This is a genomic window from Shewanella pealeana ATCC 700345, from assembly GCF_000018285.1.
GTDB classification, from domain to species: Bacteria; Pseudomonadota; Gammaproteobacteria; order Enterobacterales; family Shewanellaceae; genus Shewanella; species Shewanella pealeana.
In genome coordinates this window covers 2,605,050-2,628,820 of sequence record NC_009901.1, presented here as the reverse complement: position 1 = coordinate 2,628,820, position 23,771 = coordinate 2,605,050, and the positions used below count along the sequence as shown (strand labels likewise).

Annotated in this window: 21 protein-coding genes; 2 read left to right on the top strand and 19 right to left on the bottom strand. The window is 45.6% G+C overall.

From position 1 onward, the window contains the following. Positions 1-32: 32 nt before the first annotated feature. The 4 genes from SPEA_RS11395 to SPEA_RS11380 are packed head-to-tail and all read right to left on the bottom strand — an operon-like array spanning position 33 to position 3,396. Positions 33-881 carry an enoyl-CoA hydratase/isomerase family protein gene (locus tag SPEA_RS11395; protein ID WP_012155407.1) on the bottom strand — a complete coding sequence of 283 codons (849 nt, stop codon included), beginning with the start codon at positions 879-881 and terminating at the stop codon, positions 33-35. 14 nt (positions 882-895) lie between these two features. Continuing rightward, positions 896-2,101 carry an acetyl-CoA C-acyltransferase gene (locus tag SPEA_RS11390; RefSeq protein ID WP_012155406.1) on the bottom strand — a complete coding sequence of 402 codons (1,206 nt, stop codon included), beginning with the start codon at positions 2,099-2,101 and terminating at the stop codon, positions 896-898. Positions 2,102-2,113: 12 nt separating this feature from the next. Beyond that, the gene (locus tag SPEA_RS11385) at positions 2,114-2,599 is read right to left on the bottom strand and encodes a MaoC family dehydratase (RefSeq protein WP_012155405.1); all 486 of its coding nucleotides are present in this window, start codon (positions 2,597-2,599) and stop codon (positions 2,114-2,116) included. Between the two features lie 11 nt (positions 2,600-2,610). Beyond that, positions 2,611-3,396, bottom strand: coding sequence for an SDR family oxidoreductase (locus tag SPEA_RS11380; protein ID WP_012155404.1), 786 nt, complete (start codon positions 3,394-3,396; stop codon positions 2,611-2,613). A 395-nt stretch (positions 3,397-3,791) separates the two neighbouring features. On the opposite strand from SPEA_RS11380, the gene SPEA_RS11375 reads away from it, so the two are divergent. Both SPEA_RS11375 and SPEA_RS11370 read left to right on the top strand, forming a co-directional pair. Then, positions 3,792-5,177 (top strand): DUF1329 domain-containing protein, encoded by a 1,386-nt coding sequence (locus SPEA_RS11375; protein WP_012155403.1) that lies wholly within the window; start codon positions 3,792-3,794, stop codon positions 5,175-5,177. Between the two features lie 26 nt (positions 5,178-5,203). Then, positions 5,204-6,730 carry a DUF1302 domain-containing protein gene (locus tag SPEA_RS11370; RefSeq protein WP_012155402.1) on the top strand — a complete coding sequence of 509 codons (1,527 nt, stop codon included), beginning with the start codon at positions 5,204-5,206 and terminating at the stop codon, positions 6,728-6,730. A 946-nt stretch (positions 6,731-7,676) separates the two neighbouring features. On the opposite strand, the gene SPEA_RS11365 is transcribed toward SPEA_RS11370, so the two are convergent. The 15 genes from SPEA_RS11365 to SPEA_RS11295 all read right to left on the bottom strand — a co-directional run bounded on the left by SPEA_RS11365 (position 7,677) and on the right by SPEA_RS11295 (position 23,759). Next, positions 7,677-8,189, bottom strand: coding sequence for a hypothetical protein (locus tag SPEA_RS11365; protein ID WP_223296497.1), 513 nt, complete (start codon positions 8,187-8,189; stop codon positions 7,677-7,679). Between the two features lie 105 nt (positions 8,190-8,294). Further along, positions 8,295-9,107, bottom strand: coding sequence for a hypothetical protein (locus SPEA_RS11360; protein ID WP_012155400.1), 813 nt, complete (start codon positions 9,105-9,107; stop codon positions 8,295-8,297). A gap of 706 nt (positions 9,108-9,813) precedes the next feature. After that, on the bottom strand, positions 9,814-11,403 hold the full coding sequence (locus SPEA_RS11355; RefSeq protein ID WP_041411472.1) for an amidase: 1,590 nt from the start codon (positions 11,401-11,403) through the stop codon (positions 9,814-9,816). A gap of 76 nt (positions 11,404-11,479) precedes the next feature. Beyond that, positions 11,480-12,358, bottom strand: a complete 879-nt coding sequence (locus SPEA_RS11350) for an SDR family oxidoreductase (RefSeq protein ID WP_012155398.1) — start codon at positions 12,356-12,358, stop codon at positions 11,480-11,482. A 55-nt stretch (positions 12,359-12,413) separates the two neighbouring features. Further along, positions 12,414-13,568 carry an acetyl-CoA C-acetyltransferase gene (locus SPEA_RS11345; protein ID WP_012155397.1) on the bottom strand — a complete coding sequence of 385 codons (1,155 nt, stop codon included), beginning with the start codon at positions 13,566-13,568 and terminating at the stop codon, positions 12,414-12,416. After that, on the bottom strand, positions 13,568-14,644 hold the full coding sequence (locus tag SPEA_RS11340; protein WP_012155396.1) for an acyl-CoA dehydrogenase family protein: 1,077 nt from the start codon (positions 14,642-14,644) through the stop codon (positions 13,568-13,570). Before SPEA_RS11340 ends, SPEA_RS11345 begins: the two co-directional genes overlap by 1 nt. A gap of 8 nt (positions 14,645-14,652) precedes the next feature. Next, the gene (locus SPEA_RS11335) at positions 14,653-15,810 is read right to left on the bottom strand and encodes an acyl-CoA dehydrogenase family protein (RefSeq protein WP_012155395.1); all 1,158 of its coding nucleotides are present in this window, start codon (positions 15,808-15,810) and stop codon (positions 14,653-14,655) included. A 29-nt stretch (positions 15,811-15,839) separates the two neighbouring features. After that, the gene (locus SPEA_RS11330) at positions 15,840-16,625 is read right to left on the bottom strand and encodes an enoyl-CoA hydratase family protein (protein ID WP_012155394.1); all 786 of its coding nucleotides are present in this window, start codon (positions 16,623-16,625) and stop codon (positions 15,840-15,842) included. A gap of 2 nt (positions 16,626-16,627) precedes the next feature. Further along, positions 16,628-17,782, bottom strand: a complete 1,155-nt coding sequence (locus SPEA_RS11325) for an NAD(P)H-dependent flavin oxidoreductase (RefSeq protein ID WP_012155393.1) — start codon at positions 17,780-17,782, stop codon at positions 16,628-16,630. Next, positions 17,779-18,735, bottom strand: coding sequence for an enoyl-CoA hydratase (locus tag SPEA_RS11320; RefSeq protein ID WP_012155392.1), 957 nt, complete (start codon positions 18,733-18,735; stop codon positions 17,779-17,781). Before SPEA_RS11320 ends, SPEA_RS11325 begins: the two co-directional genes overlap by 4 nt. Then, positions 18,735-19,565, bottom strand: coding sequence for a CoA-transferase subunit beta (locus SPEA_RS11315; protein WP_012155391.1), 831 nt, complete (start codon positions 19,563-19,565; stop codon positions 18,735-18,737). The genes SPEA_RS11320 and SPEA_RS11315 overlap by 1 nt, the downstream gene beginning before the upstream one ends. A 74-nt stretch (positions 19,566-19,639) precedes the next feature. Further along, a complete protein-coding gene (locus SPEA_RS11310; RefSeq protein WP_012155390.1) occupies positions 19,640-20,515 on the bottom strand; it encodes a CoA transferase subunit A in 876 nt (291 codons plus the stop codon). Further along, the gene (locus SPEA_RS11305; protein ID WP_012155389.1) at positions 20,516-21,418 is read right to left on the bottom strand and encodes a VOC family protein; all 903 of its coding nucleotides are present in this window, start codon (positions 21,416-21,418) and stop codon (positions 20,516-20,518) included. Positions 21,419-21,609: 191 nt separating this feature from the next. Next, positions 21,610-22,548, bottom strand: a complete 939-nt coding sequence (locus tag SPEA_RS11300; protein ID WP_223296496.1) for a bifunctional OB-fold nucleic acid binding domain-containing protein/MaoC family dehydratase — start codon at positions 22,546-22,548, stop codon at positions 21,610-21,612. Continuing rightward, positions 22,548-23,759, bottom strand: coding sequence for a thiolase family protein (locus SPEA_RS11295; RefSeq protein ID WP_012155387.1), 1,212 nt, complete (start codon positions 23,757-23,759; stop codon positions 22,548-22,550). The genes SPEA_RS11300 and SPEA_RS11295 overlap by 1 nt, the downstream gene beginning before the upstream one ends. Between the last annotated feature and the right edge of the window lie 12 nt (positions 23,760-23,771).

The window sequence follows — 23,771 nt, the reverse complement described above, 5'->3', positions numbered from 1 at the left end:
TGATCTATTGCTTTAATTCGGGTTAATATCAGCTACTTACCAGTAAAGGTTGCATCGCGTTTTTCAAAAAAGGCATTCACACCTTCTTTAAAATCGTCACTGTTGAAGCAGAACTGCTGATACAGCGCCTCTTGGCGAATGGTGTCGTGTAAGCTCCCTCGCTGAGCTTGTTGCAATAATCGCTTTAAGTACTGCTGTGATAGTGGTGCTCCGGTGGCCAATTTTTGTGCCCAAACAAGTGCATCACCTTGCACACTTGCATCATCAGAAATACGATTGACCAAGCCGCTGCTCAGACACTCCAGCGCCGTGAGCTTGTCGGCCTCGACGCAAAGTTCGAACGCTTTCTTGTAGCCCAGTTTATTGACTAAATGCCAGCTTGCGCCTCCATCAGGCACTAATCCAATAGCGGCAAAAGCCTGAAAAAGGCAGGCGCTTTCAGCCATAACGACTAAGTCACAATTTAAGGCTAACGAACCGCCTATCCCTGCTGCGGCGCCTTGTACAACTGCCATATAAATCTTTTTTGACTGGGCAATACGTGATAAAAATGGCTTATATTCATTAAGGATCTGTGCCTCTATACCGTGCTTGGCACCAACAAGCTCTTTCAAGTCCGCGCCCGAAGAGAAGTGATCACCAGCACCACGGATCATAATCACTCTTAAATCGTCATTATTGTCTGCCATTTCTATCGCAGCCTGCAGCTCGCTGCGCATGGTTTGATTGAAAGCATTCATTTTATTGGGTCGATTTAGCTCGATAATGCCTATTTTGTCTTTGACTAAATAATTAACCGTTTCAAATTGATGGCCTGTGAGTACATTTGCGTCATTGTCTGACAAGAATAGTTTCTGTGCTTTTTCTAAAATTACTGACATGAATCACTCCTTTATTACTGATTGACTTCAAAGAGTCCTGCTGCGCCCATACCACCGCCAATACACATTGCTACAACAACGTATTTAACGCCTCGACGCCTGCCTTCAATCAGTGCATGACCCACCATACGAGCGCCAGACATACCAAATGGGTGCCCAATAGAAATAGCGCCGCCATTTACATTTAATCTATCGGCGGGGATCTCTAACTTGTGTTGGCAATAAACAACTTGGCTTGCAAAGGCTTCATTGATCTCCCACAGACCTATATCATCAATGGTCAGACCAAAACGCTTTAACAGTTTGGGGATAGCGAGCACCGGACCTATTCCCATCTCTTCTGGGGCACAACCTGCTACGGCAATACCTTTGTAAGTTCCTAAGGGGGCAATACCAAGGCTTGCTGCTTGGGTTTTACTCATTAATAAACTTGCCGCTGCGCCATCGGCAAACTGTGATGCATTGCCCGCGGTAACATTGCGGCCTTCGCCAGTCCACTCGCCACCTTTCCAAACAGGAGCAAGATTAGACAAACTGTCTAGCGTTGTTTGCGGTCTATTACAATCGTCTTGTAACGCAATCGTTTCTTTATGGCCTGCTGGTTGGCGGTTTTCATCAAAGGTCAGTTGCTGAACAGTAATCGGTACAATTTCATCATTAAAGTAACCCGCTTGCTGGGCGCTAGCGGTGCGTTGCTGACTTAGCAGCGAGTATTCATCTTGAGCCTGACGACTGATGCCGTAGCGCTCTGCGACAATTTCGGCAGTTTCGATCATTTGAATGTAAGCACTAGGCATTGCAGCAATTGCCGCTTGAGACTGTGCTCGATAAGTATTCTTATATTTATTTTGGGTTAACGATAACGACTCAACGCCACCGGCAACAACGGTGCTCATCTCGTCAGTCATAATCGATTTTGCTGCAACACCAATACTCATTAAACCCGATGCGCACATACGGTCTAGTGCCATGCCTGATACGGTATCGGGTAGGCCAGCGGTATAAGCTGAGAGTCTGCCAATGTTGTAGGATTGGGTCCCCTGCTGGGCTGCTGCGCCCATAATCACATCATCGATAGACTTAGGGTCAATACCAGCACGCTCAACGACAGACTTGACAACATGGCCACCAAGAACCGGGGCTTCAGTATCATTAAATGCGCCACGAAAAGATTTGCTTAATGCGGTACGTGCAACGGAGACGATCACTGCTTCTGTCATCTTATAATTCCTTTAGTTATTAGAGTTTGTCGTTGGCGTATCAAAGGTGTAGCAACTGATGGTGTCAACCACACAGGCTGGGCGGTCAGAACCTTGGATCTCAATGGTGACGCGAATGGTGGCTTGGATAAACGCGCCTTTATTTACGCTATGAATAATTTTTCCTTGGCCGCGGACCTTGCTACCAACCGGTACTACAGCGGGAAAGCGCACTTTATCGCAGCCGTAGTTAACGCCCATACTGATGTTTCTTATTTCAACGAGTTGCGGTAGAAACAAATTCACTAGAGAAAGACTAAGGTAACCATGAGCGATACAAGCACCAAAAGGACCCGTCGCGGCCCGCTCTGGATCAACATGGATCCATTGATGGTCGCCGGTAGCTTCGGCAAAAAGGTTTATTCTTTCTTGAGAAATGGTTAACCAATCGGAATGCCCCAGATCTAGGCTTGCTGAGTCTAGTAATTGCTCTGCAGTTAATATTTCAATATTAGCCATGAGAACACCTCCTAAGCCTGTTGCGAACTGACAGAAACCACTTCACCCGCCATATAAGATGAGTAATCGCTGGCGAGAAACATCATGACATTTGCCACTTCCCAAACTTCGGCTGCGCGGCCAAATGCTTCTTTACTCGCAAGTTGGTTAAGCAATTCTTCGCTAGAAGCTTTCTTTAAAAAATCATGTAACGCGATTGACGGTGATACCGCATTAATTCGTACGCCATGCTCTGCGGCTTCTAAAGCACTACAGCGGGTTAATGCCATGACACCTGCCTTCGCGGCGGCATAATGTGCTTGCTCTTTTTGTGCACGCCAGCCAAGTACTGACGCATTGTTAACAATAACGCCATGTCCACGAGCCTGCATGTGGGGCAAGATCTCACGGATCATTCTAAAGGTGCCCGTTAAAGTAATATCAAGCACCGTAGACCATTCATTATCAGACATATCGACAACGTTCTTTTGTCCACCCAATCCGGCGTTGTTGATGAGTACATCAATGCCGGCAAGCTTTGACTCCGCTAATTGCACTAATGTACTGACATCTTGTTGATTGGTGACATCGCAAATTTGACCATATACCTGCTCTAGTCCAGTTTCTGCACGTAAGCGAGTAACGGCTTCATCGAGCCGCCTTGGGTGAATGTCTGAAATCATTAAAGCCCGGCACCCTTCTTCTGCGGCTCGTCGAGCGGCAGCAAATCCAATTCCAGCGCCAGCAGCTGCAGTGATCAATACAGACTTACCTTTCAGTAACCCATGGCCCGCGACATATTCAGGTGCTTGCTTCATATTCTTCCCCTCGATATTTAAATTGCCATACAAATGTTGAGCAAAATCATTTCAACATGGCCGGATAAGTGTCATTAAGCAGAGCTAGAGCAGTTAATTCATCGTCAAAGTGGACTAAAAAGCCAGTACGGCGAATTGAATGCTCACAAACCGTTAGCCTTTTTATGAATTAAATATAAGGAAATCATTAACAACTGAATAAATAGACGTTTAAGTGCAGAGAAGATCTACCTAATCCAAACGCCATTACCTCTATTAGCACTAGTCCCAATAGACGATTCTCATCTGTTTTTTTTACAAAATAATCGGAATGCGCGATATATTTTTAAACAAAAAAATAATGAGATTATCAACAAGACCTTGTAGCAATATGAACCATAACTAGAGGAATAAAGATGCTAAAAAAGAATCTGTTACCACCAATAGTGACCAGTTTGCTAATAGTTCAATCACACTTTGCATTAGCGAGTGCACCCGCTGAGCAAGTTGCCAAATTGGGCAATGAATTAACTTGTGTAGGCGCAATAGCAGCAGGTAATTCGGCAGGAACCATCCCTGCTTATTCAGGAAAATGGTTAGGAAAGCCACCAGGAGTTGAATATGAGCTAAGCGTAGGACAGCACCTAGTAGACCCTTATGCAGACGACAAACCCATTTATACTATCGATGGCAAAAACTGGCAGAAATATAGCGATCAACTTACCGTTGGTCAAAAGGCCATGTTCGAGCAATACCCTGATACGTTCAAAATGCCGGTTTACACTGGGCGAAGAGACTTTAGATACCCAGATGCCTCTTGTGAAGTTGTAAAGCGAAATGCAGTGGAGGCTAAACTCGTTGATGACGGCCTTGGATTTACCGGCTACCAGGGTGGAGTTCCCTTCCCTATCCCAGATATGGAGCAACCGCTACAAGCCCTAGCCAATAATAATTATGCATATCGAGCATTTACATTTGATACCACAAGAGACATTGCAGATGTGAGCTCTGATGGTGTCATTGCATGGGGAAGAACGCGTTCATACGGCATATTTACAGGTACAGTGCCAGAGCAACTTGGTGAGCGTTTAGGCAAAGTTCAAGCCTATGGATTAGCAATTAATATCCTCCCCACTCGAACTAAGGGAAGTGCGACAGTTGTTTCAGAACCCAATAACTATGCACAGGGTAAGCGCTTGGCATGGAACTATAACCCGGGAACACGTCGTGTACGTCAGTTACCGGAATACGGGTTTGATACACCGCTAAGTGCCTCTTCAGGAAAACTCACTATCGATTCAGATCGCCTAATGAATGGGTCGCCAGAGCGTTATAACTGGACGCTAGGCGAACGCAAAGAGATCTTTATCCCAGTTAACACCTACAAGGTAAATAAAGGTGATGTTAAATATGACTCCCTATTGCAGGTGAACCATGCAAACCCTGAATACATGCGCTATGAGCTGCGCCGCGTTTGGGTATTAGAAGGAAAGTTAAAAGAAGATTATCGTCATAAATATGGTCGACGCACCATGTATCTAGATGAAGATAATTGGCATGCAATTGTTGCCGATTACTACGATACCCGAGATGAGTTAGTTCAACACGCTTTTGTAAATTATTACTACGCCTTCGATACCCAAGCTTTTGAGCCCGGTAGTAGTTTCTACCACGATCTTACCAGTGGTGGCTATGTTGGTTACAACCTTTTCCAGGAACAAGATAAAGGTCCTATCTTAAACAAAGGTGACTTTACTTCCAGTAACTTTACCCCCGCAGCGCTACGCCGTTTAAGCCATTAATATAATAATATCTAGGGAGAGATAGTTTGAAAAAATTTAAGCGAAATACCTTAGCACTGGCGATTTTAGGCTCATGCCTGAGTAGTTCGGCATATAGCGCAGAAACCATTAAACTTGGCGATGACGTGACACTAGATTGGAAAGGCACGTTAACTTATAGCGCCGGTATGCGCTTAGAAAAGCCGGATGAGATTTTGGCTGCAGGCAGCCAAGGAGATGCTAATTTTGAACAGCATGATTTGATCGGTAACGGCCTATATCTACTATTAGAGAGCCACCTTAGATGGGGTAATAGTGGCTTAGTTGTATCTGGTAGCACCTTCTATGATGATGTTTATCAAGATGATAAATTTAGTAGCGAAGCGCAAAGATGGCATGGTGGTTACACGCGATTACTCGACTTGTATGCATATACCGCTTTTGTATTGGGTGATGAAGGCTATGTAGATTTGCGTGTAGGTCAGCAAGTTGTTGCATGGGGCGAAGCGCTATTTTTTCCAAGTATCTCACTTGCACAAGGGCCTTCTGATGCGATTAAAAGCTATGTACCCGGTACCGAAGTAAAAGATATCCTTCTTCCAGAGCAACAGGTGTCAGTACAAGCTGAATTAACCAATAATTGGTCGGTTATGGCGCACTGGCAGTTTAACTGGGAAGAAACGATTGTCGCGTCACCCGGTACTTTCTTTAGTACCAGCCAAGCAGTAGGCCATGGCGCTTACTGTCTACAAGCCCTACCTGACGGAACCTGTGCATTTGGTCCTCGTGGTCCAGATATTACGCCTGATGAAACCAGTCAATGGGGTGTAGGTAGTCGCTATCGTATTACCGACGTAACAGAGCTAGGGCTATATTATCTTAACTACAACGACCGTATTCCTATGGTTGAAATTGACATTATGGCAAACGCTGGCCAGTTCCCATCCGGTGGCTACAATGTGCGTTATTTCGATGAAATAACCTTAGTTGGAGCGACGATGTCGACCAGTACTGGCCCGGCGTCAATTGGCGCGGAGGTAAGCTATAAAGATGGAGCCCCCGCATTAGTCACGGCATTTGAAATGGTTCAACCGAGTAAAGCTGAGATTTTACAAGCTAACTTAAATGCGATTGTTAACTTTGGTCGTACGTCTATAGCGGATGCAACTAACCTAACCATTGAAGCGAGCTATGTTGACATTCTTGATGTTGAAGCTCGCAATATTGGTATTCCGGGAACGCCAGATACTAATGAGCTTTATTATGAAGATCATAGTTTTGCTATTGCAGCGAGCTTAACTCTGTCTTATCCAGGTATTTTCGAAAGTTGGGACATGAGCATACCGTTAGCCTACAGTAATCAGTTAAGCGGGCGTGTCATAACTGGCGGTGTGGGTGGTCAAGGGGATAACCGTGCACGCGTCGGCATTAGCTTTACCCATAATCCGACAGGAATCCAAACCTCGTTAGACTATGTCGGCTATTATGGCGACCCTGATGTAGATGAAGCGTATAAAGAGCGCACGTTAAGTGACAGAGATTATATTGGTTTAAACGTTAAGTGGGCGTTCTAGTCACTAAAACTCTATGTACTTAACTCAGTTACATTAGTTACATTAGTTACATTAGTCACTTAAATCTGTGTTAATTAATACGGCTCCTACAGGAGCCGTTTTTTTAGTTCGTTGTTAGACAAAAGTTTGTTGGAGCTTGCAGCTCGACTACCTCGTAAAGCCAAATCAAACTTAGTTTGATTACAAAACCCCAAAAGACTCGATATATTTTTGGCTAAGAGTGGCATCTAACAAAAGTGGTTCCAATGGCCTGCGGGCAGCATATGTGCAGACACTTCTGAGACACGCTGCAAGCACGTCCATGTGAGCTCAACGAAAACATCCATGTTTTCGACGGTCTCAGCCGTATCTGCACCGAGTTAGAAAAGCACATTCTTGGAGTTTAGTGTTATGACTAAAGGTCTAGCTCGTTAGTGGACAAAAGTGATTTAGAGCTTTTAGTTCGAAAACCTCTAAAGCGTTTTAAGTAATCAAGCGGTGCTCGATAGAGGTCATGAGCTTTCAGCTCACACACTGATTTCAAATTAGACTCTGTCTAACAACTAACGTCGCGGCGCTTCGCCCGCACCCGAGTCAAGGGGGAAAGCGCTAGTCCCCCTTAAAAAACCCTCAGCGCCCCAGACGAAGTTACATGCATTCGATACTAGCCTCAGTTATTTTCGACAATCGCTATCGCCTCAGAATCGTCTTCCATGGCTCTACTAAGGCTACCTCAGCATCCTGCCTCGCTCACGTGATTGACTTCAACTCCTTCGGCAACTTCGATGGGGAATAGGTGTTTTTTGTAAGCCTAAATGCGCCACTATGGTTTTAAGTTATGACTAAAGCCCCAGCTCGTTTTTGGACAGAAATACGTTAGATTAAAGTGTCTAAAAATGGCTCGCGGGATTAGGGAATGTATGGTGTTCAATCAAAGTTTACACTGCCCCCATATCATTCGTTATGCTTAAATTTTAAAACGCCTAATAAACTCAATCACTGCCCCACTTAAAAGTGCAGCCGAAATATCAGAAGTAGCCAAATAAACAATCACATCAATAGTAACGTTTATGACTACCCATATAGTGTTATAACTAAGCTTTAACTCAGACAATACTGGAAGATTATTAGGATTTGCTGAAAATAAAGCTTTGTTCTCCTTAGTATTCCCCTTTTCAAGAACTTGGTAATGCTGAAAATACTTAATTTCAAGTAGCTCTAGAATATGCGTCTTCAACAACCTGTTGATCAAGGTTGCAGGGATGAAAAACTCTAGCTCCCCTCGATACCCTCCTTCAGCGTGGTCTCCACCTTTCCAAGTAATAGATTTAGTTTGATAGGATGAGACAGACAATATAATGTCGATTACTTGCTCACCAAGATAAGACTCTAGTAATGTAAGTTTCACCCACTTCAATAGACCAACACTTTGAGTCGGGTCTCTAAAGAAAACCTTTGAAAATATCGAGTTTCTCAACATCTACTCCTTAAACATAACGCAGCAATAAGCGGCAAGTAATAGTTGGCTAGAATGTATAACGAAGCGGAACCGAGAAAACGGTTACGTGGCCGTTTGATTACCTTGCTATGTTTTTGTTGCTAGAGCGCCTTGAATTAATTCAGGAGTCCCATCAACCTTTGCAGAAAAATCATTTGTGAAAATGTAATCTAAATCTTGGTTTCCACTACCAAAACCCCATAGAAAAAGTTCTGCACCACTTGATGTAGGCGTGCATACAATACCAGGTAATGTTATTAATGGGCTGCTACTCATAGTTTTTAAAGTATCTACTGGGCCAAATGCCCAGCGATCACTGATAAGACCATCTGAATTAAGCCCCTGAAAAATATGGGTTAGTAATTGAGGGTTATCCCACTCTTTTTGAGTCAAGCCCATTGCATTAGCAAAACCGTCAAATGGTATAAACATTTCCAATTTATCACGTTGCTCGTTCATTCTAAGGCTTTGACCTTTATTTTTAAAAAGGTGCGAGAGTGAGGAGTAAATTAGATAGTGGGCTCTTAGCTGATAGCACGACAAAATATCTAATGCTTTCGCTATCCTTGCTCCTCTATCATCTCTTGATAATTCTGTTCTTGAAGATGCTAAGACACCACCGAAGTATTCTACGGCAATTTGATCTTCAGAATAAGACCCCTCATTTATTACTGTTTTAAGAACTTTAGGTGGAATTGCGCCGGGTTGCTCTACTTTATCTCCTAGCTTTTTTTCTGCATTACTGAAGATTTGTCCAACATTATTCATTCTTTTTTTAGTGAACTCTTGTAGTTCACCACCAAGATACTCGGCTGTGGGACCAAGTATCTTTGCTATTCCATCTTTGCCTAAATACGCAGCAATTGCACCTAGTCCTACAGTTGTAATAGGTTCAGGCATCCGCCCTCCTTGAAAACATAACAGTATATTAGGCTGAATTCCGAATAAGAACGGTCTTCATAAGAACAGAACGCCAGTACTTTAATTACTCAAGACTAACAGTAAACCAATTCCTTAACAATGAGTTATAACATAGAAAGAACTCTATTCTAGTTTCTCTGCTTGAGTGAAAAAACAACCTTCATCATTGCATAAATTGTAATGTTCACTCAGGGTGAAAAGTCACTAGGCTTCGGCTCATATGATAATTCGGGCGCAGTTGTTGTGTGTTGCGCCTCACATTAGCTTAGCTATTGCTAAGCTGATAAACAGGGTGCAAACAAACTTCTTCCTTAGCTAGCTTTGGGGCATTTCCAAGTTAGACATCAAGCAACACCAACCTAAATAAGTACACCCATTACCTAGTGTAGGTACGGCTGAAGCCGTCGGAAACAGGGATGTTTTCGTTGAGCCTACACGGACGTACTTGAGGCGTGCTTCAGCAGTATCTGCACATACCCCGCTGGAGGCGATTGATAGCCATGAAGCGAAAATGTAGAACACACTTCCCCGTAGCCACAGCTGAGAAAAAATGTGATCAGCCTTCACTCGAAGGCTAACCAACGTTGGGGCAAAAGTAAGTTATGGCACATACAGAAAAACACCGTTCCCCATCGGAGTTGCCGAAATACGTAGATAAAACATGTATTCAAGCTTCATTCGAAGCTTAACTAATAAACCCTGGTAATTTATCTGCCCACGGCGATGCTTGCTCTAACTGCGCTGCTAAAGATAACAGCAAGGGCTCGCCGCCGTAAGGTCCGGCAAACTGCACTCCAATAGGTAAGCCATCATCGTTCCAGTGTAAAGGAACCGACATAGCGGGTAAGCCCGTCATATTGAACAGTGCGGTAATCGGTGAGGCATACATAATATCTTGCACAAAATCATCATAGGGTTGATTTAAGCTTAGCGCACCGATTTTAGGTGGTGGCACCGCGGTTACCGGTGACAGGATCAAATGGTAATCACTGAAGAAGTGGTCAAATGCCTTTGCGCCATCATCAAACGCACTACGGGCACTAAACACATTCTGAGCGGTGTAATTAGGTGCATTTTGCAGGTGACGCCACACGATGGGTGAAAACTCCTCTTCTCGTGCTTTACGGCCGAGCAATTTTTCTTGCTCTTGAATGGTGTAAAGTAAGCCACTCGTTGTAGCGACCCCCATGCCTTTAAACATACCTTCTATAGGTAATATGGGCTGTGCCTCTTCAACGTGATGCCCTAGTGCAGCTAACAGTTTGGCAGTTTTATTTACCGCCTTAATGCAGTCAGGATGAATGGGCAAGCCGAAGGGATGGTTATTCATCACCGCTATTTTCAGGCCTTTTGGCGCTTTTTTAATTGCAGCCATTAAGCTCTGATCTTGGTGAGTAATGCGAGAGCCTGCCTCTTTACCTTGAGTTAAGTCGAGTAACAGTGCCGAATCTCGTACTGAACGGGTCACCGTATTATGAACTGACAATCCCATCCAGCCCTCTATAGCTCCTGGGCCCATTGGTACTCGTCCCCTACTCGGCTTTAAACCAAATACACCACAGTTTGATGCAGGAATTCGGATTGAGCCGCCGCCATCACTTGCATGTGCCGCTGGCAATATTCTTGCCGCAACTGTTGCCGCAGAGCCTCCGCTTGAGCCGCCGCTAGTTCGAGCAAGGTCCCAAGGATTTAGCGTATCACCGTGAAGAGCCGATTCGGTGGTCGCCGTTTGGCCAAACTCAGGGCTGGTCAACTTAGCCATGATATTCAAGCCTGCGTCCATATACCGCTGAGTAAGAGTGGAGTTGTTGGTTGCTACCGAGTCTTTAAAAAGTGGGCTACCATTGGTCGTAACAGTCCCTTTTACTTTTATATGCAGATCTTTTAACGCGAAAGGAACACCACGAAGTGGCGCGTTACTGTCGGCGCGCTCTTTATTGCCCGCTTTACTTAGCGTCAAAGCATGCTCACGTGCTTGTTCAAAATGTTCCACCGCAACAACATTGATTGCCGAGCGACTTTCAAAGCGTGCATAAGCCGCATCAAACAACTCTATAGGAGTAAGTTCACCTTTTTTAAGAGATTCAGCCATCGCGACAACATCGAGGTTATCGTACTCGGGTAATGGTAAATCGGCACTCGCAACCTTAGCCTTTTGTCTGTTACCGGCGTCAGCCCCTTGCGCGATTAATGAAACTCCACTCAATGCTGCAGCACCAAGTGCTGTACCTGTTTTAAGCAAACTACGTCTTTTATTATCAATATTATCGTTCATTGCCATTTGTCCTCGGTGCTAATCCATTATCGTGGTCAATTGTCTCAATTCAGCTAAAGGCTTTTAGCTAAAATCCTTAGCTACCCCATACTTTTTGTGCTGCAGGTGCTTTTCCTATGAGTTGGTCAACAGCGTAGCCTACCTCGCTAATTTCCCATCGTTTACCATGATCTACCGTCAAACCGGTACGCCAACCATCACATAAGGAGATCCGTCCACCTTGGCTTTCCAAGATCTGTCCTGAGATATGCTTCGATTCAGAACTGCTTAACCATACAACCAGCGGCGCAACATTTTCCGGCGCCCACAGGTCAAAACTACCATCTTCTGGTTTCTTTACCACATCAGGCATGGCACTTTGGGTCATTGAGGTGCGGGCTGCGGGCGCGAGTGCATTTACTGTTACCCCGTAACGCCCCAGTTCAGCTGCTTGAACTAATGTTAACGATGCAATGCCACCTTTAGCAGCAGAGTAGTTTGACTGCCCAATAGAGCCTTGAAGCCCTGCACCTGAGCTAGTATTGATGATCCGTGCGTCAACCGGTTGACCGGCCTTTGCAAGGTCACGCCAACGACGCCCCAAAATATTGGCTAAACAAAAATGGCCCTTTAAGTGAACCTGCATGACCTTGTCCCAATCTGCTTCGCTAAGGCTAATAAACATTCTGTCAGCCAAAACACCGGCATTATTAATCAGTACATGTACCTCACCAAATGCCTCTAACGCTGCATCGACAATGTTGGTTGCGGTGTCCATGCGAGTAATGTCATCTGAGTTCGCAATAGCTTGCCCACCTTGAGTCAAGATCTCGTCAACAACGGCTGCAGCAGCGTCGGCGCGAATATCATTAACTACTACATTGGCTCCTTCTGCAGCCAACGCTAACGCATAAGCTCGACCTAGGCCACCGCCACTGCCGGTAATAATTACGGTTCTCGAATTACATGCTTTCATTCTATGCTCCCTCAATTGCACTAACTTTTATTGTTTTTGTATTGGCTCAAGTCGCTTATGACAAACGCTCAATAATGGTGACATTGGCAAGGCCACCGCCCTCACACATTGTTTGTAACCCAAAGCGCCCACCGCGCCGCTCTAGCTCGTGTAACAAACCAGTCATTAAGCGTACGCCTGTCGCGCCTAAAGGATGCCCAAGTGCAATTGCGCCACCATTCACATTGGTCTTATCGTGGCTATATCCCGTTTCTTTAAGCCACGCCATCGCAACCGATGCGAATGCTTCATTAATTTCAACGAGATCAATATCATCTAGAGTCATGCCAGCTTTTTGTAATGCGGCTTTTGTTGCAGCAATAGGTGCAGTTAGATGCCAGATGGGATCATCACCAAGTACACTTAGATGATGAATACGTGCCCGTGGTTTAAGCTGATATTTAGCTAATGCTTGTTCTGAGACAATTAACATGGCTGCCGACGCATCACAGGTTTGGCTCGACACTGCAGCTGTAATTGACGGATACGCATCGCCTACAGGTTCAAGAGACGCCATTTTTTCAAGGCTTGATACTCTTGGCGTTTCATCTTGAGTGACTCCGGCTAATGGCACGATTTCTCGCTCAAAATAGCCTTCTTTAATCGCAGTTAATGCGCGGTTATGGCTCTCTAGCGAAAATGATTCCATCATTTCGCGGCTAATCTGCCAGTTATCTGCAATTCGCTGCGCCGCATAAAATTGATCCACCGGCGCATCGCCAAAGCGTTTATGCCACAATTCACTTTCTGCAAACGGTGTGCTAAATCCCAGAGGTTGGCCTGCTAACATTGCAGAAGATATCGGAATTTGTGTCATAGTCTGCACACCACCCACTGCTATCACATCTTGGGTACCGCTCATCACTGCTTGCGCGGCAAAATGTATCGCTTGCTGTGACGAGCCGCATTGGCGATCTACTGTGGTTCCGGGTACATTCAGCGGTAAACCTGCAGCTAGCCATGAAGTACGTGCAATATTGCCAGCTTGCGAACCTATGGTATCGACACAACCAAAAATAACGTCATCATAATCTGCTGCAGGAATAGCATTACGTTCTACTAATGCCTTTAAAGAATGAGCCGCTAAATCAATGGCATGTATATGAGACAAGCCTCCTTTACGGCGGCCTGTTGGGCTGCGAAGCGCATCAACGATATAAGCATTTGCCATTATGTTCTCCCAAAGGTTTGGCCTGGACCAATTTTGTTATTTGCGTCAAACACAAACTCATTGACTCTGGCTTTATGAAAGCTCACATCGCCCCAAGTCGACTCTAAAACCCAGGTCCGTTTCATAAACATCTGCAAATCGACTTCCCAGGTGTATCCCATTGCACCATGGACTTGAATACCGTTTTTTGCCGCCAAGTGTGCTGCTTCAGCGCAAAAAATCTTGGCTTGAGAAATATACACAGAAGAGTCGACACTTTCGTCATCAAACTCCTTTGCAGCGCGGTATAGCACGGGTTTTGCCATCTCTATTTTTGATGCCACATCTGCCAAGTGGTGTTTAACGGCTTGAAAACTACCGATTACACGGCCAAATTGCTTACGCTGTGCAACATAATCAATAGACAGATCTAGCATTCTTTGCGCTAAACCTAACAACTGCCCAGCCGCTGACAAAGCGCCGCGGTTTAATATTTGCTGTTGAATCGCTTTGCCTACTTCACCTGAAGCAAGCAAGCTATCGCGACTTGGTTGCCAACTGACTTTAGCAAGCCGTCTTGATGAATCGATACTTGGGCGCAGCACTACATCAATATCTTTACGTGTAACGGCATGTACATCATCACCATCGAGCAGGATTAACAGATCAGCTACTGCAGCGTCAGCCACTAGCGGATTAACTGGATGGCCGACAGCAACACGAATACTGCCTTCGCCGATTGCAGTTAACCATTGCTTAATCTGTTGATTGCGTTCTAGATTGTCAGTTTGCGGCCGCGCTGTTAGCACGCCTGCAGCAAGATATGCAGTATCAGCTAAGCTATCGGGGATCCCGTAATAACCCAGCTCTTGGGTCATTAAAGACCAAGCAACGTCACCAAGTCCTAAGCCGCCATCTTCTTCTGGAATAGATAGTGCCGTTAAGCCTTGCTCGGCAATTTTATTGCGCAATTCAGGTGAGCGTCCCGTATCAGTCTCCCAAATCTCTCTCAACGCCTCAGGAGCCGCTTCGGTCATTAAAAATCGACTGATGGCTTCTCGAAATGCGAGTTCATCTTCTGTGAATGTAAAGTCCATAATTCCCCCTAGGCGCGTGGCAGGCCAAGCATGCGTTCCGCAATAATATTGCGTTGAATTTCGTTAGATCCCGCATAGATAGGACCCGCTTGCGCAAATAAAAAGCCATCGAGCCAATATGCTTCTTGTGCATCATTGTCGAGTAACTCGGCGCGAGAACCCAAAATCCGCATAGCGGTTTCGTGCATCTTCAAATCTAACTCTGACCAAAAAATCTTGTTGATGCTCGACTCGGCGCCAATCTTGTCACCTTGATTTAGCCGGCCAACGGTATTGTATGCAGACAATGCATAAGCCTCGGCGGCCGACCAATATTCACTGACCTGATTGCGAATACTCGGATCATTATCAGCAGTTTGTTGATTGGCTTTATACAGCTCGACTAATTTGCGAGCCGTCTGCTGAAAACGTGCCGGAGAGCGCAGTAACAATCCTCGCTCAAACCCTGCCGTCGCCATCGCAACCCGCCAACCAACGCCTTCATCCCCCACCCGATTAACCACAGGAACTTTAACGTTATCAAAAAAGATCTCTGCAAAAGCATCTTTTCCGTTAAGGGCTTTTATCGGCCTAATGGTCACCCCTTCTGCGTCGAGTGGCACCATTAGATACGACAAGCCATGATGGCGACTCGAAGTAGGATCGCTGCGGAACAAGCCAAAACACCAATCGGCAAAACTCGCTCTTGTGGACCAAGTCTTTTGACCGTTGATCACATAATGGTCGCCTTCTCGTATCGCTTTACTGGTAATTGCGGCCATATCAGAGCCGGCATTAGGCTCTGACCACGCTTGAGCCCACATATGTTGGCTCGCGGCCATAGGGGGTAAAAATTGCTTTTTCTGCTCATCGGTACCAAATTCGATTAATGTTGACCCGAGTAGTAACTGACCATTTTGGTTAACCCGCATTGGCGCATCAGCAGCATAATATTCTTCTTCAAAGATCAACCATTCAATAAGATCACAACCGCGACCGCCAAGCTCTTCTGGCCACATAACCATGGATAAACGTGCATCAAATAATTTGCCTTCCCACACCCTATGTTGCTCAAATCCTTCTCGGGTATCGTAACTTGCTAATTTTTGTTCCGGTAAGTTATCCGCTAACCATTGGCGTACTTCTAACCGAAACGCTTGTTGTTGTTTTGTATATGTTAAATTCATAAGCTGCCTCGAATGGTAAAGGGTTAAAACTAAAAGCTCGCTTCACGCTTTTCGATAAACGCCTTACGAGTTTCAGCTGAGTCTGGAGAGGTATAGGCCTGCAGTGTGAAACCTTGCTCCCAGCGGTATTTGTCTTCGAGATTGCCATCTTCAATACCATTTAAGGCTTCTTTGGCAATACGGATCATTTCAGGACTTTTCGCCGCGATTTTAGTGGCAATAGCTAACGCCGTTTTACGCAGCTCTTGCTTAGTAACGATGCGCTCAATAAAGCCATAGCGCTCTGCATCTGGTGCCGTGATAGTGTCACCAGTAAAAAACATGTAGCGTACTTTCTGTACCGGGAACAATCTTTGTAAATGGGCTCCACCGCCCATTGCGCCGCGATCCACCTCTGGTAGTGCAAATGTGGCACAATCGGATGCAACTACAATATCTGCAGCACCTGTGATACCAATTCCACCGCCCAGTACAAATCCATGAACGGCGACAATTACCGGCACTGTTGCCCGATGAATGGCTTTAAACGTCGCATAATTACCGGCATTTACGGCAACAATGCGTTCTGGGTACTGATCCAGTTCTTTAATGTCAACGCCGGCACAAAAGCCTCGACCTTCAGCACGAATAACAATCACTCTAACGGCTAGATCCGCGTTGAGTCGTTCAATCTCATGAGCTAAGGCGAACCATTCATGGCTATCTAAGGCATTGACTGGCGGTTTGTTGATCACCAACTCCGCGACGCCATTTTTTAGCTCTGTAATAAATGCTGATTTAGGCAGCGAAATAGGGTTAACCGATGCATTGGCCATAATTAGCTAGCCTCCTTTGTAGAGTGATTTTTATTGATTGGTGTCTCGGTAATTAATGTTCGAGCCTGAAGTTGGCTTAAGCATTGATGTGCTTGTTTTACGATATCGGTTACTAGCTGATCGACACTGATAAGTTCATTAATTGAGGCTGCAACTTGACCACTTGGCAGAATGCCTTCATTGGGTTGGCCATCGACCATTGAACGCTGTAATAACACTGGCTGATTTGCGGACATAACAACTTGAGACACGGCCCCAGGCTCAGTTTTCACCGATTCGATAAACACTTTGACCATGTGGGCAAATGTCATTCCGGTTTCATTTTTCCAGTACCATGCACTTGCTAGTGCGATCCGTAGACGCCCAAATGGGCTGGCTTTTTCAAGGCGCGCAATAAATGGAGAATTAATCATTCTATGGCGCATACCATCTACAGCTGTTGTCACTTTAATAGCTTGGGTGTCGTTAACTTCCAAATACTTATTGAGCGTATGTGCCGGTGTGGGTGAGTCAGAGGTCATTAAAAAACGAGTCCCCATTGCTATACCGCATGCTCCAGAAGCTAAAGCTGCAGCTAAACCACGTCCGGTTGAGAATCCACCTGCCGCAATTACTGGAATCGATACCGCATCGAGTACTTGGGGTAAGAGTATGCTTGAAGGCACACCGCCAGTATGGCCACCACCTTCTCCACCTTGAATCGTGATGATGTCAGCCCCTAGCGCTTGCGCTTTTAACGCATGTTTCAGTGCGCCAACGGTAGGGATACATAACACTTTTGCTGCTTTTAGCCGCGAGATGGTTTGTTTATCTGGGCCTCGGCCATAACTAACGGCTCTAAGGGAGTACTTGATCGCGAGATCAACACACTCTTTGGCATTCTCTTGGAACATATGAAAATTGAGACCAAAATGACTATTCCCAGTGGCAGTAATAACCTTGAGAATTTCATTTTCTAGCTCAGAAGCCTCTATTGTCGCACCGGCTAAGAATCCAAATCCGCCCGCTTTTGTGGTTGCAATCACCAAGTTTGCGTCTGACACCCAACCCATTGCGGTTTGGACAATGGGATAGCGGCAACCCAGCATTTCAGTTAAATCGGTTTTAAGCTCATACACTGGATCAACAGGATTTGTAGCATCAACGGCATGGCTCATGATGTCTCCTTGCACTTCTCTGCACCGCTGGCAGCCTTGTTGGCTTTTGCCATCGCTTTTGCATCAAAGCCACCGAGTTTGTCTCCGGATATTGACTCATTATGAACATGAGCAAAATGATGTAAGCCAAAAACCATATCCATAGTGCTACGTTTGCCCATCAAATCTTCTGCGTTATTAATCGCTTGCTTAGTTAGTTGCAAACCAAGTCGTGGCATTTGGGCGATTTTATTAGCTATGGTTAACGTCTCGCTAGTGAGATCTTTCCTCGAAAAAATTCGGTTCACCATGCCTAACTCATAAGCACGCTGAGCATTCATTTTGTCGCCTAAGAATAAAAACTCTTTTGCAATGCGAGAGTTAAGCTCATGCACGTGCGCAAAATATTCAACGCCTGGGATCCCCATTCGAACAACTGGGTCGCAGTAATAGGCATCATCAGAACAGATAATTAGGTCACATACCCAGGCTAGCATTAGCCCGCCAGCGATACAGGCGCCTTGTACCATAGCAATGGTCGGCTTCGGCATATCACGCCAGCGACGACACATACCTAAGTAAACCTCTTGCTCTCTCGCATATAAAAACTCACCGCCGCTTTTATTGCTGTGATCGTACCAAAGACTGGCACGATCAAACTCTTGGTCAACGTCGCGTCCGGGGGTGCCGATGTCATGTCCGGCTGAAAAGTGCTTACCTTCACCGGCGAGTATGATCACTTTTACCTTGTCGTCGTCGCACGCTCGTTTAAAAGCGGCGTCGAGCGCGTAGGTCATTTTCGAATTTTGTGCATTGTTATATTCGGGGCGATTCATGGTTACAATTGCAACTTGTTCCCGCACCTCATAAAACACGACGCCATCAATATCTTCGCGCTGACTTACATCAAGCGCGGCTAGTTGGTTATCCGTAGTTTGCGGGGCCGCTTCACTGTGAGCTGTATTGTTAGACATTAGGCCACCTCTTCTACGAGTTTGGCGCTAGTGGTTCTATCACCAGGAGGATTGTCTTTAAGTTGTTTTGCTCTTAAGTTATGCGGATCTAACGCGGCAATAATAGCGAGTTGCTCAACGGTTGGCGGCGGTGTTGTCTTTACATTTTGCGCAATGTCTATTGCAAACCCTGTATTTTCAATAACCGTATTAAGCGCGACCCCGGGATGCAGACTCACTAAACGTAATTGGTGATCCGGGCCGTTAAAGTCCATCACGCATAGATCGGTTATCACTAGGCGTATATCGATATCATCGAGTCGGTAGCCTTTTGGCAACCGTTCAGGGTTATAACCAATCGATGCCACCATATCGCACTCACCTTTTACGAAAACACGAGTATTGTGGCTTGGTACAAAGAACGAATTAGGGTGGCTAATTGAGTTGCCAGGAAAGCCCCTTACGCCAAGCATTTGCACCTTTGGCTTACTATAGTCACTGCCTAATGCTGAAATGTTTGCCTGACCAAATTGGTCAATTTGAGTCGGGCCTACCATCGCATGGCGCTTACGGCTCCAAACATTATCAAAAATCCGTGAAAAACCCATCCATGTTTCATTTTGCTGAATGTAATTATCAGCTCTTGGCCCTACCGGATTTGGCTCTGACAACAAATAAGCTTCTGAGTCTGTCATCATCAGATCGCTGTTAAAAGTTTTCATGGCTAAACTAGCACCAAGGCGAGGAATTAGCCCAATACCGGTTGCAAGTACCTCACCATCATGGCGAAATGCCTCTGCAGCGGCGCATATCATCAGCTCTGCTAAGCTGTACTCTTTCGCTATAGTCATCGTGTTATCCTTTTCCTTGCTGCAAAATTTGACCGCCTCGCAATGTATTCAAGGCGCTGCTGTCGTTGATATGTTTAGTAAACCGGTAAGGCTAATTGTTTTATGGTGTCTACCCCGCCGACTAACGCTTGATAATCATTTTCACACTTATCTTTTACATATTTATCGAAATACAGTTCAAAACCACCGTCACGCGCACAAGCGTTGTATTCTTTAAAATGGGCGGTATCAAAACCGTAAAAAGGCGCGCAAGAGGTTGGATGAGCACCCGCGGGGACATGGGCGACTGCGGTTGTTAGGCTACGCTCCCAAAAAACACAGCGTGCTGCATTAGGGTCGTTAAATACTTCAGATCCCACAAGTTCATCGCAGGTCACCAAGGCTTTTTTAGCCGCTCTAACAAACCAATCATCCATATAGTGATCGGGTCCAGTGATTTGACACACACCGCGAACATCGGCTCTATCGACATGGATCAGTGCCGCGTCGAGCTTCAATGCTGGCATGGCTACCCACTCTTTATCGTCATAGGGGCTATCAATGACTTTTAAGTCCGGATTAACCTTAACGACATCGGTACCTAAGCCGACTTGAGTCGGTATAAATGGGCAACCCCATGCTGCAGCCCGTAAGCCGAGCAACATCATTCCCTCATCAATTTCCATGATGTCGATGTCACCATTTTGACGAGCCTTTCTGAAAAAGGGCTCGAGGGGAATAAAATCAAGAGATACAAATGCGAAGATAACTTTCTTTACTTTATTGGCAGCGCAAAGCATGCCAACGTCTGCACCGCCATAGGCAACAATGGTGAGATCTTTTAAGTCTGAGCGAAGGATCTCGCGAATTAGCGCCATCGGCTTTCGTCTTGGTCCCCAACCACCGATACCGATAGTCATGCCGTCTTCGAGCTGTTCGACCATTTGCTTTACGGTTTGTAATTTATTCATCTACTCGGCTCCTTGTTGATTTTGTCCAACTGAAAAATCGTGGCCCCAAATGCTCACTCGAGTAAACTCAAAGGCGCAATGGTCCTGCCAATCAACTTGCAAACCGCCGCAACCAAACTCAAGATCAAACTGAGATGGTGTTTTCATGTAAAAAGAGGTCATTTTGTCGTTGAGGTGCTGACCCAAAGTGGCTGATAGCGCAACACCGTGATTTTGATGCCTATCATGGGCGCGGCCCACTTCTGTCATTGACTCCACTTCAACCATGACATGCACGCAGCCTACTGGCGATGGAAACTCACAAATAGCCAAGCTATGGTGTCTAGGGTTATTGCAGTGCATAAAATGAATACGAATGGGCTCGGCGTCTGGCGAGGGTTTGAAATTGAATATATCGGATAAGCCAAAACCTAGGACATCTGTCATAAATGCGTATGTCTCATCGAAATTAGGCGCTGGCAAAACCGTATGACCTAATCCCATATCACCCGTAAGGAAGGCTGGTACACCTTGAGGTGAAATAAACGGTTGGCAATCAGATTTATGCCCCCAATACAATTCGTGTCTATTGCCCGCGGGGTCAATGACTATTGCAAGTTGCTGCACACCACGCTGCAAGCATTCGGCAGCGTTACCTTCTTCCCAGCTCACCTCTTTTGCGTTTAAAGATTCAATCGCAGTGTTAAAAGCGGCTTGTGAAGCAAGCTCCCATCCTGACGCTAGATAACGCTTATCACTGCCCTCAACAATTAGCATGCGGTAAGGTCGGTCATCCATTTTTAAGTAAAGACCGCCGCCAGGGGCTGATGTGACCATCATGCCTAATACATTTTCAGCATATTGCTGCCATTGTGCGAGATCATCAGTTTGTGCAACGAAATAGCCGAGTGCTTTAATGTCCATTGTTGTTTGTCTCCTTTTCTGCATGAATTCAATTATCTTGAACAGCATCAATAGCTTCATCGTCCGTTAAGACTAAAAAAAGGATTATGATATAACCGACTGATTTAACTCGAACTAATGGGGACTATTAATTTTTAGCAAAAAAAAGCCGAGCGGTTAACTCGGCCAAGGCTAAATGGGGAAAGTGAAAACTAGCGGTAGAAAATGACCAATTCATTGATAACTGAAGGCCTATCGTTATCGACTAAATGAATATGGACTTCGAGGATAAGTTGCAGTCCCTTATGGGTAGAGGCTACCGATTTAACTCTAGCGCGTGATTGGATCCGTGCGCCAGCTGGGACTGGGGTCGGAAACCTCAATCTGTCTGAACCGTAATTAACCATGGTATTAAAACCCACAATTTCATATGGCAAGGTCAGTGGCAACCGTGACTGTAACACTTGCACTAACGAGCCATGAGCAATCGTCGTGCCGAACGGGCTCTCTTTAGCGGCTTTTTCTGGGTCGGTATGGATCCAATAATCATCGCCAGAAAGATCAGCGAACCCATTAATCAAGCCTTGATCTACCGTTAACGGCTCACTCCATGGAGAAAACTCATCGGTCACTAACGCATTCAGTGCAGCTAAATTGGTAATTGGTACCTGAACTTGTCCCTGACTATTTCTAGCTAGGTTAGCCAGAGGGTCTTGATACTCTAGAACACTTAAATCGCTATCAACACTGGTGAACCTTAAAAGTGTATTACCTTTGACATCAACTTGGTCAAATACAGGCTTTAAGTGCATGCCGACCATGATGTCTTTCTCTTGCACGCCAACAAGGGTGGTATTCATTCTCACCCCTTCTTTAAGCGTTACAACGGCGAGAATTTGTGGGGACTCGTCTTTAAATTCCGCCATAGTCGGTACTCGGGCAACGGTATAAGTATATAAAGTTGCATCGCCGCTAACGGGTTTCCACGTCAAGTCATGCGCTAAGCAATGACTACAATGATTACGAGGAAAAAAGACCCAACCGTCGCATGAATTACATTGCTGTAATTGAATACTTTGTTCTTTTAATGCTTGCCAAAAAGGCATAGAAATTTTTGTTGCCAATGGCAATGGTTTAAAACTGCTCATCATTAGCCTCCTTGTAAAATCAGTGCGCCTTGCTCACTCATCACGCCGCCAGTACCGCTGACAAAAACATTGTCACAATCCTTAATTTGCCGCCCCTCTGCACGCCCCGAAATTTGATGGAATGCTTCAATAACTTGCGACATTCCGCCTGCTGAGGCTGATTGACCAAAGCTTAATTGACCACCATGAGTATTAAGCGGGAAATCACCTTGCCACGTCAGATCATGCTCCCTGACGAACTTCATTCCTTCGCCCTTTGGACAGAAACCTGCGTCTTCAAGCGAAAGTAAAACTGTAATGGTATAACAGTCATAAATTTGAGCGGCTTGCATATCCTCAGGCTTTAGACCTGACATAGTGAAAGCCTGCTTAGCGGCTTGTGCTAAAGGTGTTACCGTCATCTCTTGCGCATACGAGGGAGATTTATATGACAAGCGCTCGCCGAATCCAGTCACAAAAGCGGGACGATTTTTTGCTTTAGCAGCCAACTCTTTTGAAGCAACAATAACAGCAGCGCCGCCGGCAACTGGCATGACAATTTCTAAAACATGTAAGGGTTCTGCAACCTTTTTACTGGCAAGTACTTCTTCAACACTTAAGGTTTTGCCATTAAATATCGCATCGGGGTGATACTGAGCATTGGTACGCTGATCAACAGCAATTTTTGCCATCGCCACAGGATCATAGCCATATTTGGCCGCGTAGCGCTGTGTAATCATAGCGTAACCACTATTTTGCCCAACATGACCATATGGAATATCAAATTCAGCTTCTGGAGCACCAAAAGCGGTACTATGGCCGCCGTAGCGCATCGCTTCGGCCATCCAAGCTGGATCTTCATTGGGGGCTAAAGGCGCCATCCGCGCGGGGATAACACACAGCACCGCCTGACAAAGACCTAACTCAATGGCTGCCGCGGCGCGCCAAATCATACCCACTGATGTGCAGCCGCCAAGATCAACCACTTCTGCAAAGTTAACCTCTATTCCCAGGTACTCGGCCGCCATGGCAGGCACAAAAATGGATGCTTCATGGAACTGGGGGCCACTGATCACCAGTCCATCGAGTTCATTTAGGCCTAAACCCGCATCTTGTAGCGCTTGATTGGCTAAGTCGGCGACTTGTTCCAAATGGAACATCTGTGGCGCTGTTTGATATTTTTCAGGTTTGTACTGAGCAGCTCCTACGATGGCTGCATTACCTAATAGTCCCATTTATCCTCCTGA

Bases quoted from the DNA above. Each gene is read 5' to 3' on its own strand.
- SPEA_RS11395 (WP_012155407.1), bottom strand. From the start codon at position 881: ATGTCAGTAATTTTAGAAAAAGCACAGAAACTATTCTTGTCAGACAAT.
- SPEA_RS11390 (WP_012155406.1), bottom strand. From the start codon at position 2,101: ATGACAGAAGCAGTGATCGTCTCCGTTGCACGTACCGCATTAAGCAAA.
- SPEA_RS11385 (WP_012155405.1), bottom strand. From the start codon at position 2,599: ATGGCTAATATTGAAATATTAACTGCAGAGCAATTACTAGACTCAGCA.
- SPEA_RS11380 (WP_012155404.1), bottom strand. From the start codon at position 3,396: ATGAAGCAAGCACCTGAATATGTCGCGGGCCATGGGTTACTGAAAGGT.
- SPEA_RS11375 (WP_012155403.1), top strand. From the start codon at position 3,792: ATGCTAAAAAAGAATCTGTTACCACCAATAGTGACCAGTTTGCTAATA.
- SPEA_RS11365 (WP_223296497.1), bottom strand. From the start codon at position 8,189: ATGTTGAGAAACTCGATATTTTCAAAGGTTTTCTTTAGAGACCCGACT.
- SPEA_RS11360 (WP_012155400.1), bottom strand. From the start codon at position 9,107: ATGCCTGAACCTATTACAACTGTAGGACTAGGTGCAATTGCTGCGTAT.
- SPEA_RS11355 (WP_041411472.1), bottom strand. From the start codon at position 11,403: ATGAACGATAATATTGATAATAAAAGACGTAGTTTGCTTAAAACAGGT.
- SPEA_RS11350 (WP_012155398.1), bottom strand. From the start codon at position 12,358: ATGAAAGCATGTAATTCGAGAACCGTAATTATTACCGGCAGTGGCGGT.
- SPEA_RS11345 (WP_012155397.1), bottom strand. From the start codon at position 13,568: ATGGCAAATGCTTATATCGTTGATGCGCTTCGCAGCCCAACAGGCCGC.
- SPEA_RS11340 (WP_012155396.1), bottom strand. From the start codon at position 14,644: ATGGACTTTACATTCACAGAAGATGAACTCGCATTTCGAGAAGCCATC.
- SPEA_RS11335 (WP_012155395.1), bottom strand. From the start codon at position 15,810: ATGAATTTAACATATACAAAACAACAACAAGCGTTTCGGTTAGAAGTA.
- SPEA_RS11330 (WP_012155394.1), bottom strand. From the start codon at position 16,625: ATGGCCAATGCATCGGTTAACCCTATTTCGCTGCCTAAATCAGCATTT.
- SPEA_RS11325 (WP_012155393.1), bottom strand. From the start codon at position 17,782: ATGAGCCATGCCGTTGATGCTACAAATCCTGTTGATCCAGTGTATGAG.
- SPEA_RS11320 (WP_012155392.1), bottom strand. From the start codon at position 18,735: ATGTCTAACAATACAGCTCACAGTGAAGCGGCCCCGCAAACTACGGAT.
- SPEA_RS11315 (WP_012155391.1), bottom strand. From the start codon at position 19,565: ATGACTATAGCGAAAGAGTACAGCTTAGCAGAGCTGATGATATGCGCC.
- SPEA_RS11310 (WP_012155390.1), bottom strand. From the start codon at position 20,515: ATGAATAAATTACAAACCGTAAAGCAAATGGTCGAACAGCTCGAAGAC.
- SPEA_RS11305 (WP_012155389.1), bottom strand. From the start codon at position 21,418: ATGGACATTAAAGCACTCGGCTATTTCGTTGCACAAACTGATGATCTC.
- SPEA_RS11300 (WP_223296496.1), bottom strand. From the start codon at position 22,548: ATGATGAGCAGTTTTAAACCATTGCCATTGGCAACAAAAATTTCTATG.
- SPEA_RS11295 (WP_012155387.1), bottom strand. From the start codon at position 23,759: ATGGGACTATTAGGTAATGCAGCCATCGTAGGAGCTGCTCAGTACAAA.